Genomic DNA, 11,678 nt, shown 5'->3' on the forward strand with positions numbered 1-11,678 from the left:
TTCGGTTCAGTGCTGCCGCTCTGCTTCGTCGAGCAGCTCCTGGAGGCGGGTACGGGGCCGGACCGGCGCGGGGCCGGCTGCGGGTGGGGCCACGTCGTCCGGGTTCCCCCCGGTACGGCCCGTCGTGGGGACGAGCCGTACCGGGCGGGTCGCGGGGGCGGGTGACGGCGCGGGCTCCTCGGGGGGCCGCACGTTGATCGTCACCCGCCCGGTCACCAGCTTGGTCCTGAAGGCCCGTTGTGGGCGGCCGGCCAGCCGGCCCCCCGGTGGAGAGGTGCCGTAGGTCAGCAGCCCGAGCAGGGCCCGTGCGGGGTCGCGGCCGTCCATCCGGGCGTACCGCATCAGCCACGCGAGTCCCCACGGGACGATGACCATGACAAGAGCGTTTCCGATGCCGAAGAACGCCCACAGGTCCCGGACCAGCAGGAGCAGTACGAAGACCCCCGCCATCGTGATGACCTGGGTGATCGTGTACGGCCCGCCCGGAATCCGTCCTCCGCCGGGGAGCTTGCCGATGACGAGCGGGTGCTTGCGGGCACGGGTGTAGGAATGCCCGACCAGAACCTTCCCGCCGGCCGGCTGCTCGCTCACCGCAGGTGGGCCGGGATCACGATGGTCTGGCCGAGCGGCTCGGTCCCCGTGACGGAGAGGGCTCCGACGGAGTCCTCGTCCGGGACCTCGCTGTCGACCATGTTGCTCAGGCTGTCGATGTTGCTCACGGCGAAGACCAGGACGGCGCCCAGGACGGCGGCCGCGAGGGTGCCTGCCCAGGACTTCGTCTTCCAGTAGGCCATGACGGTCGCGACCACGGCCAGGGTGCCGGCGATCGAGACGGCCAGGGTCTTGACGGTGCCGTTCAGGGTGCCGGCCCAGTCCAGGATGTCTCCGGCCAGTTGTACCTGGTCGGTGTTGGCGTAGCTCACAGTCTGTTTCCCCTCGTGTGATGAGCTAGTGGGTCTTTCAGTCCTCGGCGGAGCCCGACGAGGAGTCTGTGGACGGTTGCGGTGCGGGTTCGGCGCTGCCGCGCACGGGTCCGGTCCGGTCGGGGTCGAGCGCGGGAGCCGTCTCCAGGGCCGAGACCTCCCAGCGTCCGTCCCGTGTGTTCAGGGTGAGCGCGTAGGTGAGCATGTAGTCCTGCCCGCCTGCCGTCGCGCTGAGGGACACCAGCACGCGCCGGGTCGTGCCGTCGGCCGGCACCGTCTCCTTCCCGGCCTCCTCGCCGGACTTCTCCTCGTCGTCCCGGAGGCCGGTGACGAGCGTGGACCGGTAGGGAGCGGGCACGATCGCCGAGACCTGGAGCCCGGGGGAGACGTAGCGGTCCAGCTCGCCCTGGCCGGTCAGATAGGCCGCGAAGAAGCGGCTGACGGTGTCGGAGACCGCCCCACCGCGCGCGCTGCGGTCGGGGCCGTAGACGAGCCCGCCGTGTGCGGAGGAGACCGGTGCGTTGACCTCGGCCGGCAGCGAGGTGGCGGCGTACAGGGCCGTCGGGCCCGTGCCGGCCTCGGGAGCGGAGCTGCCCGACGGCTTCGGGCTGCCCGAGGGCTTGGGGCTCTCGGCGGCGCCGGTGCTTCCGGTGGTCGTGGGGGAGGCGGTGGGCTTGGCGGTTCCGCCCGCCTCGGGCGTCCCCGCGACCTGGACGCCGACCCGGAAGTAGTGGAGCCCCTGATCGGTGGTCTTCCCCTTCTCGTCCTTGGCCGAGATCCGGGCGGCCACGGTCACGGCCCAGTAGCCGGGGTCGACCTGCTCGGCGGCCACGGTGGTCACGCTGGTGGCGTGCCGGGAATTGGGCTTGTTGGACAGGCCCACGGGCTCGGAGTAGTACGGCAGGAGGTCTTCTTCCGTTCCCTCCCCGGCGGACAGGTAGGCCGTCACGTACAGTTCCGCGAATCCCGCGGGGCCCGTGGCGGACGGCTGGGACTGCGACTGCCCGGCGCGTGCGACCGGCGTCGCCCGCGACGAACTGGCGACCGCCACCGCGAAGAACGCCAGGAGGGGCCCCGCCAGGACCAGAATCCAGACGCCGACGGTGACCACCTTGGTGAGGCCCGCCATCTTGACGGTGGTCTGCTGCCAGCCGGTGGCCGCCTCGTCCAGCTCGTCGGTCTCCTCCTCGCCGGGTGTTTCGGCGGGCACCATCTGGGGAGCCGGTGCATAGCGCGAGGTGCGCGTGGCCTTCGGCTCCGGCGGTGCCTGTTCGGTGGTCTTCTGCTTCTTGTTCGCCAGCCTGAGGCCGCGCTTCATCGCATGTCTCCCTGAGCGGTCCGCAGCATCGGGTGTGCCTGGGGCAGGTGGATCCGGCCGTACGTGTGTGACGTCAACAAGCCACCATCCTGGGTGACTTGTGTCACCGCTTCGTCACTTCGCCGTCGCGAACCTGTCAGAGGCTGCGCGCCTGTCCGGGGCGGCGGACCTGTCGGGGGCCGCGAGCCTGCCGGAGGCGGCGACCGCGAGCCGGCGGACGGCCCTGCTGCGCCGCTGCCGCTGCCGGGCGCCGTCCCGCGCGGAGGGGCGCGGGGTGGCGGGATGACCGGTCGGCCGGTCCCGGTAGTAGCCGGTGATGAGGCGGGCGTCCTCCACGCCCAGGGCGCCCGACTCCAGGGCCCAGACGAGGAGTTCGACCAGTTCCGCCCGGGCGTCCCAGCCGGTCGCGCGCCCCGGGTCGTCCTCGGCGAGCAGCCGGTAGTCGGCGGCCCTCGCGAGGAGCAGGGTCAGTTCGGCCTGGGAGGCCGGACAGGCGTCCGCGGCAAGGAACCCGGCCGCGCTGTCCGGGTCCAGGGGAACGGCGGACGGGTCGGGTGCGGTCAGGCGGCGCGTCAGGCGCAGGGTCTCCAGGGCGAGGTTGGCCGCGATGCGCCGGGGGCGGCGGTGGACGGGGTAGGTCCGGACGACCTCGTAGAGCGCGCCGACCGTGAGGGAGACCGTCTCCTCCCAGTCGTACTGCGGGCGCAGCTGGCTGCGGGCGATGCGTATCGCCTTCGGGAGCATCGTCTGCACCACGGTCCGGGCGGCGAGCGGGCCGCCCGGACCGCCCGTGACGGCGGCCCGGAGCAGCGGGAGCAGGATGCGGTCCTGGTCGCCGGAGGTCCGGCAGGCGCGCAGGGCGTCGAGCACGGACTGCGGGCCGGTGAGCGCCGGGTCGCCGTACCAGCGGCGCAGGTGCAGCCGGAACGTCTCGTCCTGGCTCAGGCCCGCCCACTCGGCGTTGAGGCGGCCCACGAGCCCGTCGTTCCGGGTACGCGGTGGTGCGTCGGTACGCATTGGATCTTCTCCCCCTGGACGTGCTGTGGAACACGGCTGATGGTGCGCCCCGCCCCTTGACCGCCCGGTTGTCCGCGTGAAGAAGCCCTCCGGGCAAGGGTGGTGGGCGTCGCGGACAAGGTCTTGACCGGCCGACTCGAAGCGACTGCCGAGCTGCCGGCAGAGAAGTGATCGATGTGGCGGGTGAGGCGATCAGATTCTGCTCACACGCAGGTCGACAACCAGCCCTTCTGTCACCGCAGTCGGACATAGTTGTGACAGAACGGCGTCCGTTCGGCGCGGACTTGTCATGCAGAATGACGGCACATCACTTTCCGGACACAGACGACGCTGCGCACTCGGGCGCAGGACCAGGGGGGTCCGATGGCACGCGGGAGGAAGACCGGCCTGATGGCCTGTTCGGGGATGGCGGTCTGCCTCCTCGTACTGGCCACGGGCTGCGGCGCGGAGGACGAGAAGAAGCCCGCCGAGCCGACGGCGAGCAGCACCAAGGACGACGGCGCGAAGAAGAAGCGCGCGGCGGCCGAGCGCGACGCCCTGGCCGCGTACCGCGGGATGTGGGACGCGCAGACCAAGGCGTACTCCACGGGCAGCATGAAGGACGTCAAGCTGAGCGACTACACGACCGGCGACGCCGCGGCGAAAATCATCGACGCCTTCACGTACTACCAGAAGACGGACATCACCTACACGGGCCCGCCGGCCATCGCGCCGAAGGTCACGGCCGTCGACGTGGACTCCTCGGTGCACACCGCCACGATCAGCGACTGCGTCGACGTGACCGGGATCGTGGTGCGCCGGGCGACGGGCAAACCGATTGCGGGTGTGAAGGAGGACGACCGTCGCCCCTGGACCGCGAAGGCCACCACGGCCAAGGACGGCAAGGGCGGCTGGCGGATCGTCGACTACACGATCGACAAGGACCGGACGTGCTGACCCGGGGGCGCCACGCGCGCGGAGTGCTCACCGCCCTGGCCGCCGGGGCGCTGCTGCTGGCCGGAACGCAGGCCGCCGTGGCCGAGGGCGGCGTGAAGTGCCCGCCCGGGGCGCAGGTCTGCGACATCACCGCCGAGGACCCGGGCGAGCCCGGGGACGACGGCGGCTCCGGCGGGGGCACGGGCGGCGGTTCCGGGGGCGGCCGCAAGTGCCACCGGGAGAACGGCCAGGAGATCCCCTGCTACGTGCCGGGGCTCGGCTTCTGGAACGAGTCCTGCTACTGGATTCTGCTCGACCCGCAGCCCCCGGCCGACGACTACATGATGTGGGGCAACCACAAGCCGGACGAGGGCGACATCTACCACCCCACCAACTGCCCGGACTTCCCGTACAAGGGCGCCGGGACCTTCGTCCCGCGCGACACCTTCTTCCCCAACGGCACGATCGGCAAGGACGCCGGGCCCACCCCGGCCGAGCTGGCCGAGCGCGCCGTCGCCCAGATGACCCTCAAGGGCGCCGACATCGGCATCGCGCCGGAGCCGGGCCGCACGGGCCTGGTCGGGCTGCCGGTCTGGATGTGGAACAAGCAGCACCCGAACACCACCGGACCGCAGACCAGGACCGTCACCGCCGGGGCCGTCACGGTCACCGCCACCGCCAAGGTGTCGAAGGTCGTGTGGAACATGGGCGACGGCTCGTCCGTCACCTGCACCAAGCCCGGCGAGCCCTACCAGGAGTCGTACGGGAAGCGGGAGTCGCCCGACTGCGGGCACGTCTACCGCCACACCTCGCGCGGCAAGGCCGGGAACAAGTTCAAGGTCACCGCCACGTCCACGTGGACCATCCACTGGGAGGGCGGCGGTGAGAGCGGCGACCTGACCGAGAGCCGGGAGTCCGCCACCACCGTGGCCATCGGCGAACTCCAGGTCGTCGGCTGACGACCGGGACGCAGCACCGCCCGATGACGAGCACGAGCAGCGAAAGCACTGCTGGAGGCACCCATTGAGCAGGACCAAGACCGCCGCCCCGCCCTACCAGGGCGGCGCGCCGGGCACCCCCGGACCCACCCCGGTGGCGCCCCCGCGGGCACTGAAGCAGCGACGGCGCCGCCCGGCGCTCATCGCACTGTCCCTCGCGCTGACCGCGGTCGGCGGCCTCTCCGGCGCCCTGCTGTTCACGGCGACCGGCGAGCGCACCGACGTGCTCGCCGTCAGCCACGAGGTGGCGGCCGGCGAGGTCATCGAGGACGGCGACCTCACCGAGGTCTCCATATCCCTGGACCCGGCCCTCAAGCCCGTCAAGGCGGTGGACCGGGGCAGCGTCGTCGGCAAGCGGGCCGCGGTCGCGCTCACCCCGGGCGCCCTGCTCGCCCGCGACCAGTACACGAACACCAGTCTCCTCAAGCAGGGCGACACCCTCGTCGGCGTCGCCACCAAGCCCTCCCAGCGCCCCACCTCCGGGCTGTTCCCGGGGCGCAAGGTCCTCATCGTCAGCACCCCGGGCGAGAACGACGAGACGGCCGACGCCCCGCCGCAGACCATCGCGGCCACCGTCGTCGCGGTCGGCGACCCCGCCGACGCCACCGGGGTCGCCACCATCGACGTGGCCGTCCCGGCGACCGACGGACCGGCCCTCGCGGCGCGGGCCGCCACCGGCCGGGTGGCGATCGTCGTGAAGAGCGGGAGCGGTTCCTGATGTCCGTGATCGCGCTGGCCGGCGGGACCGGGGCGCCGGGGGTGACCAGCACGGCGCTCGCCCTGCTGCTCGCCTGGCCCCTGGACCCCGGACGCCGGCTGATCCTCGCCGAGTGCGACCCCGACGGCGGGGCCGTGCTCGCGGGCGCCCTCCAGGGCCGGATGGACGCCCGCTACGGGCTGCGCAACCTCGCCGTGGCCCAGCGGAAGGACGAACTGGTCGAGGCGTTCTGGCGGCAGCTGGTCGACATCTCCGAGGACAACAGCAGCAGCCGGCTCCTGTTGCCCGGGATCACCGACCCCGCGCAGGCCGCCGGTCTCGACCCCGCCTGGGGGAGCCTCGCCGAGCTCTTCGCCCGGATCGAGGACCACCAGCACGACGTCCTGGTCGACCTCGGCCGGCGCGGCGCGTTCGGCGCGTCGGCGGTGCTCGCCAAGCGCGCGGACGTCGTCGTGATGGTCGTCCGCAACACCCTGCGCGGAGTCCAGAGCGCCCAGGTCCGCGTCGAGGCGCTGCGCAAGTCGCTCGCCGGGCCCGGCGGCACGGGGGCCGACGCGCTCGCCGTCCTGCTGGTCGAGGGCGGGCCCTACAAGTCCGGCGAGGTCGAGAAGGCGCTCGGGGTGCCGGTGCTCGCCACCGTCCCCTGGCGGCCCAAGCAGGCCGAGGTGCTGTCCGACGGGGTGGACGGCGGCAGCCGCTTCGAGCGCTCCGACCTGATGCGCGCCGCCCGCGCGGCCACCGGACCGCTGCGCGAGCGGGTCGCCCTGCGCCGCGACCGCCTCGCACCGCGCGCTCCGGGCCCGTACAACCAGGGCCCGTACAACCAGCAGGGACCGCACGGGGAAGGGGACATGGCCCATGCGCGCTAACCCCCTGCACCCGGACCCCGTGATGCACCCCAGCCCGGCCGCCGAGCACACCGTCGCGTTCAAGCGCGGCGAGTTCGGCCCGCCCGTCCCGCCCCGGACCGACCCGCGCGCCGGGCAGCGTCCCGCCGCCGGGGTCTCCTCGATCCGGGCGCTCGGCGAGACGCGCCTCCCGCAGGCGACCGTGGACTACCGGGTCGCCGGCGAGATCAAGAAGCGGGTCGCGGACCGGCTCGCCCAGGAGATCAAGGCGTCGGCCCGGATGAGCCCGGAGTCCCAGGCCCAGCGCGGCCGGGCGCTGATCAACGAGGCCGTCGCCGTCTGGTCCGACGCCATCGCCGTCGAGCGCGGGGCGAGCACCACCCAGGCCGAGGACGCCGCCCTCGCCTCCGCCGTCTACGACATGCTCTTCCGGGCCGGCCGCCTCCAGCCCTACCTGGACGACGAACGCGTCGAGAACATCCTCATCAACGGCTACGACGAGGTGTGGTTGGACTACGGGGACAGCGGACGGGTCCGGGTCGCGCCCGTCGCCGACTCCGACGAGGAGCTCCAGGAGATGCTCCGCGACCTGGCGCGCCGCACCGGGCAGAGCGAGCGGACCCTGTCCACCGCCGACCCGTTCCTCGCGCTGCGCCTCGCCGACGGCTCCCGGCTCCAGGCCGTCACCGGGGTCACCCCGAAGACCTTCGTCACCATCCGCAGGCACCGCGTCAAGGACGTCGACCTCGACGGCATGATCCGGCTCGGCGCCATCGACGAGACCCTGGCCGCCTTCCTCGCCGCCGCCGTGCGCGCCGAGAAGAACATCATGATCACGGGCGAGCAGGCGGTCGGGAAGACCTCGCTGCTGCGCGCCCTGCTCAAGGAGATCGACCCGGACGAGCGCTTCGCCACCATCGAGACGGAGTTCGAACTCTTCGCCCACACCAACGGCTTCCACCGCCAGGTCGTGCCGATGGAGTCCCGCGAATCCAACGGCGAACGCGGCGCCGACGGCCGGGGCGCGGGCGAGATCACCCTGCTCGACCTCATCCACCGCGCGCTGCGCATGTCGCTGTCCCGGGTCGTCGTCGGCGAGGTCCGCGGCCAGGAGATCGTCGCCATGATGCAGGCGATGACCAACGGCAAGGGCGGCAACCTCTGCACCATCCACGCCCGCCGCCCCGAGATCGTCTTCGACCGCATCGCGGAGCTGTACCTGCTGGCGCAGGACAACATGACCGAGCAGCTGGCCTACCGTCAGGCGGCCAACGGGCTCGACTTCATCGTGTTCGTCTCGATGCGCGACGAGACCCGCATCGAGGGCAGGCGCCACCGGTTCGTCTCGCACGTCCTGGAGGTCACCGGCATGGGCGAGAACGGCCGCCCCGCCACCAACCGGATCTTCGCGCCCCGCCCCGGCGAGCCGAGGGCCGTCCCGCACATGCACCCCTCCTGCCTGGAGGACCTGGTCCGGGTCGGCTTCCCCGTCCACCTGCTGGACAACCCGCGCGGCTCCTGGCCGCGCCCGCTGGATCTCCAGGTGATGGCCGGATGAACCTGATGCTGATGTGGGTGCTCGCCGGACTCGCCGTCGCGGGCGGCCTGGTGGGCCTGGTCGCGGGACTGGTCGGCACGACGGCCCCGCGCCCCGTCCGCCGCTCCCGGAAGGGCCTCGGCGGCAGCGTGGCGCACGACGCGGCCATGCGCCGCCGGACCCGCTGGGCCGCGGGCGGCGTCCTGGGCCTGGCCGTCTGGGTGATCACCGGTGTCTTCACCGGCGGGCTGCTCGTCGGCGCCGCCGTGGTCGGGGTGCCCTGGCTGCTCTCGCCCACGAAGAACGCCACCGTGCGCATCGACAAGCTGGAGGCGCTCGGCGAGTGGACCCAGCGCCTGTCCGACGTGCTGCGGCTCGGCATGGGCCTGGAACAGGCGATGATCGCCAGCCGGCGCGGCGCGCCCACCGAGCTGGAGCACGAGATCGCCGACCTCGCCGACCGCCTCCAGGTCGGCTGGCGTCCCGCCGACGCGCTGGAGTCCTTCGCCGACGCGCTGGACGACGTCACCGCCGACAAGGTGCTCGCCGCGCTGATGCTCTGCGCATCGGACCGGGGGCCCGGCCTCGCGCAGGCGCTGGAGGACCTGTCCGAAGCGGTACGCGAAGAGGTCGGCAAGCGCCGCCAGATCGAGGCCGACCGGGCCAAGCCGCGCACCACGGTGCGGTGGATGACCATCATCACGCTCTGCGTGGTCGGGGCCGGATTCCTCGTCCCCAGCTACACCGCGCCCTACGGCACGCTCCTCGGACAGCTCGTCCTGGCCCTGCTCACGGCGGCGTTCGCCGGGGTGCTGATCTGGATGCGCTCGCTGGCCGACCACCGTCCGGTGGCCCGGTTCCTGATCGCCGATCCGCGCAGCCGGGTCAAGCTGCCGGAACCGCCCGAACCGCTCCAGGAGGCCCAGTCGTGATACCCCCGGCCGCGATCTTCGCGGGCCTCGCCGTGGGCGGCGGCCTCGCCCTGCTCATCCGTGAACTGGTCGGCCCGCAGCCCGACCTGGCGGCCGGCCTGCGCCGCCTGAACGCCACCGCGCCGGAGCCGGACCAGGAGACGGGCCCGGCCAGCCGGGACGACGAGTGGGGCGCCTGGCTGCTGGAACACCTCCAGGGTCTGCCCGGGGTCACCATCCCGCGCAAGGACCTGGCGCTGGTCGGCCAGACCCCCGAGCGGTTCCTGCTGCTCAAGGCGGCGCTGGCGGGCGGTGGACTGCTGATCCCGCCGGTCGTCGTCGGCGCCTGGACGCTGATGGGGCTCGGCGTGCCGTTCTACCTGCCGGTCGTGGTGGGCCTGGTGCTCGGCACGCTGCTCTGGTTCATCCCGGACCTGTCCGTACGGGACCAGGCGGCGCGGGCGCGCGAGGAGTTCTCGCACGCGATCGCCGCCTATCTGGACCTCGTCGCGCTCAAGCGGGCCGCCGACTCCGGGCCCACCGAGGCCCTGGAGCGGGCCGCCGCCGTCGGCCGGGGCTGGGCCTTCACCCGGCTCCAGGAGGCGATGATGCGGGCCCGCGTGGACAAGGTGCCGCCGTGGGAGGCGCTGGTCCAGCTGACCCAGGAGCTGGACCTGCCGGTCCTGGAGGACGTCGCCGAGATCATGCGGATGTCGGCGCACGACGGCGCCGCCGTCTACACGACGCTGCGGGCCCGGTCCAAGTCCCTGCGGACCGAACTGCTCGCCAAGCAGGCCGCCGAGGCGAACGAGAACAGCGAGAAGATGACCGCCCCCGGCGCGCTCCTCGCCGTCCTCGTGATGCTGATGGTCGCCTTCCCCGCGGTGATCAACATCATGGCGACGTAACAGCGGTAACAACCGGCTACGGGCCGAACCGCCGTCACCCCCAACGACGTCTCCTCACAAGGGAGTCGACGCACACGAAGAGAAGGAACGAGGAGGCTCGCAGCATGAACGCGATCAACAAGCTCACGAACCGGGCCGCTGTATCCCTGACCATGGTCCTGGCGGTGCTGGCCGACCGCGTCGAGCAGGGCGCCAAGGACCCGGACCGCGGCGACGTCAGCATCACCACGGTGATCATCTGGGTCGCCGCCGTGACGGGCGCCCTGCTCATCGCCGGCACCATCGCGACGGTCATCTCCAGGTACAACGGCAAGCTGGCGGGCATCTGATGAAGCCCGCGGTCGTCGCGCGCCGCCCGCTGGACGACCGCGGCGACACCTCGGTCCAGATGGCGATCGTCTTCCCCTTCATCATCCTGCTGACGATCGCGGTGGTGCAGGTGTCGCTCTGGTACTACGCGCGCAACGTGGCCCTGACCGCCGCGCGCGAGGGCGTCGCGGCCGCCCGGGTCTACGAGTCGGGCCCGGGCGCCGGGGCGGAGCGCGCGCAGGACGTGCTCGGCCGGATCGCGGGCAACACGCTGCTCGGCCCGTCCGTCTCCACGGGCGGCAGCACGGCGGAGCGCATCCGCGTCCAGGTCACCGGACGCGCACCGTCGCTGCTCCCCGGGGTGCCGGGGCTGACGATCACACAGAGCGCGTCCGGACCCGTGGAGCGCTGGACGACCGGGGGATGAAGTGAACTGGGACGACCGGGGGAGCGAGGCGATCCAGGCCGCGATCGTCACGCCGTTGATGATCATTTTCCTCTGCCTGGCCCTCGCGGGCGGCCGGGTGGTGACCGCCGGGAACAAGGTGGACGCCGCCGCGGAGGACGCGGCCCGCGAGGCGTCCATCTCGCGCACCGCCGGGGCCGCGCGGAGCAACGCCCTGGCCGCGGCGCAGGAGACCCTGGCCGACCAGGGCCTCACCTGCTCCGGCACGCGCGTCAGCGTGGACGCGTCGGGGCTCAACGCCCCCCTGGGCACCGTCGGAACGGTCCGCGTGACGGTCGCGTGCACCGTTCCGCTGTCCGACCTGATGCTGCCGGGCGCCCCCGGCAGCCACACCCTCACGTCGACGTTCACCTCGGCGGTCGACGCGTACCGGGAGCGGGACTGATGCGTACGTACGACGACCGGGGCGGCATCGCCGTCTACAGCGCCATCATCACCGTGGCGCTCCTCGCCGTCATCGGGATCACCGTGGACGGCGGCGGCAAGCTGCGCGCCACGGAGCGGGCCGACGCCATCGCCATGGAGGCCGCCCGGGCCGGCGGCCAGGCCATCGATCCCGCCCAGGCCATCCCGGGCAAGGCCGTCGTCGCCCAGCCCGCCGCCGCGCAGGCCGCCGCCGCGGCGTACCTCTCGGCGGCCGGGGCGCACGGCAGCGCGACGGTGTCGGCCGACGGGAAGCGGGTGACGGTCACCGTGACCGACACGTACGACACGCGCTTCCTCACGGTCGTCGGCATTTCCTCCATGTCCGTCCACGGGGAGGGGCACGCCACGCTCATCCACGGTGTCGTCGCCCCCGAAGGGTCGTGA

15 protein-coding genes are annotated in these 11,678 nt (G+C 72.8%); 11 read left to right on the plus strand and 4 right to left on the minus strand.

What is annotated here, in order from left to right; translation table 11 throughout:
• Window positions 1-6: 6 nt before the first annotated feature.
• The 4 genes from AB0L33_RS02605 to AB0L33_RS02620 all read right to left on the minus strand — a co-directional run bounded on the left by AB0L33_RS02605 (window position 7) and on the right by AB0L33_RS02620 (window position 3,258).
• On the minus strand, window positions 7-591 hold the full coding sequence (locus AB0L33_RS02605) for a TcpE family conjugal transfer membrane protein (protein ID WP_365677257.1): 585 nt from the start codon (window positions 589-591) through the stop codon (window positions 7-9).
• Entirely contained in the window at window positions 588-923 is a 336-nt protein-coding gene (locus AB0L33_RS02610) for a hypothetical protein (protein ID WP_365677259.1), read from the minus strand. The genes AB0L33_RS02605 and AB0L33_RS02610 overlap by 4 nt, the downstream gene beginning before the upstream one ends.
• Before the next feature lie 37 nt (window positions 924-960).
• On the minus strand, window positions 961-2,241 hold the full coding sequence (locus tag AB0L33_RS02615) for a conjugal transfer protein (protein WP_365677261.1): 1,281 nt from the start codon (window positions 2,239-2,241) through the stop codon (window positions 961-963).
• A gap of 114 nt (window positions 2,242-2,355) precedes the next feature.
• Entirely contained in the window at window positions 2,356-3,258 is a 903-nt protein-coding gene (locus AB0L33_RS02620; protein ID WP_365677262.1) for a hypothetical protein, read from the minus strand.
• A 363-nt stretch (window positions 3,259-3,621) separates the two neighbouring features.
• On the opposite strand from AB0L33_RS02620, the gene AB0L33_RS02625 reads away from it, so the two are divergent.
• The 11 genes from AB0L33_RS02625 (at window position 3,622) to AB0L33_RS02675 (ending at window position 11,678) form a co-directional block, all read left to right on the plus strand.
• Entirely contained in the window at window positions 3,622-4,194 is a 573-nt protein-coding gene (locus tag AB0L33_RS02625) for a hypothetical protein (RefSeq protein WP_365677263.1), read from the plus strand.
• Entirely contained in the window at window positions 4,188-5,132 is a 945-nt protein-coding gene (locus AB0L33_RS02630) for a hypothetical protein (protein WP_365677264.1), read from the plus strand. The genes AB0L33_RS02625 and AB0L33_RS02630 overlap by 7 nt, the downstream gene beginning before the upstream one ends.
• A 64-nt stretch (window positions 5,133-5,196) precedes the next feature.
• Window positions 5,197-5,889 (plus strand): SAF domain-containing protein, encoded by a 693-nt coding sequence (locus AB0L33_RS02635; RefSeq protein WP_365677265.1) that lies wholly within the window; start codon window positions 5,197-5,199, stop codon window positions 5,887-5,889.
• Window positions 5,889-6,758 carry a hypothetical protein gene (locus tag AB0L33_RS02640; RefSeq protein ID WP_365677266.1) on the plus strand — a complete coding sequence of 290 codons (870 nt, stop codon included), beginning with the start codon at window positions 5,889-5,891 and terminating at the stop codon, window positions 6,756-6,758. The genes AB0L33_RS02635 and AB0L33_RS02640 overlap by 1 nt, the downstream gene beginning before the upstream one ends.
• Window positions 6,748-8,295: a CpaF/VirB11 family protein gene (locus AB0L33_RS02645; protein WP_365677267.1), complete on the plus strand. Its 1,548-nt coding sequence runs from the start codon at window positions 6,748-6,750 to the stop codon at window positions 8,293-8,295. The genes AB0L33_RS02640 and AB0L33_RS02645 overlap by 11 nt, the downstream gene beginning before the upstream one ends.
• Entirely contained in the window at window positions 8,292-9,206 is a 915-nt protein-coding gene (locus tag AB0L33_RS02650) for a type II secretion system F family protein (RefSeq protein ID WP_365677268.1), read from the plus strand. Before AB0L33_RS02645 ends, AB0L33_RS02650 begins: the two co-directional genes overlap by 4 nt.
• Window positions 9,203-10,093: a hypothetical protein gene (locus AB0L33_RS02655; RefSeq protein WP_365677269.1), complete on the plus strand. Its 891-nt coding sequence runs from the start codon at window positions 9,203-9,205 to the stop codon at window positions 10,091-10,093. The genes AB0L33_RS02650 and AB0L33_RS02655 overlap by 4 nt, the downstream gene beginning before the upstream one ends.
• A gap of 104 nt (window positions 10,094-10,197) precedes the next feature.
• Window positions 10,198-10,422, plus strand: a complete 225-nt coding sequence (locus AB0L33_RS02660; RefSeq protein WP_161209902.1) for a hypothetical protein — start codon at window positions 10,198-10,200, stop codon at window positions 10,420-10,422.
• On the plus strand, window positions 10,422-10,829 hold the full coding sequence (locus AB0L33_RS02665) for a TadE family protein (protein WP_365677270.1): 408 nt from the start codon (window positions 10,422-10,424) through the stop codon (window positions 10,827-10,829). The genes AB0L33_RS02660 and AB0L33_RS02665 overlap by 1 nt, the downstream gene beginning before the upstream one ends.
• Window position 10,830: 1 nt before the next feature.
• Window positions 10,831-11,253, plus strand: coding sequence for a TadE/TadG family type IV pilus assembly protein (locus AB0L33_RS02670; RefSeq protein ID WP_073966377.1), 423 nt, complete (start codon window positions 10,831-10,833; stop codon window positions 11,251-11,253).
• The gene (locus AB0L33_RS02675; protein ID WP_365677271.1) at window positions 11,253-11,678 is read left to right on the plus strand and encodes a hypothetical protein; all 426 of its coding nucleotides are present in this window, start codon (window positions 11,253-11,255) and stop codon (window positions 11,676-11,678) included. The genes AB0L33_RS02670 and AB0L33_RS02675 overlap by 1 nt, the downstream gene beginning before the upstream one ends.

It is taken from the genome of Streptomyces sp. NPDC052299 (genome assembly GCF_040679335.1).
Lineage (GTDB): Bacteria > Actinomycetota > Actinomycetes > Streptomycetales > Streptomycetaceae > Streptomyces.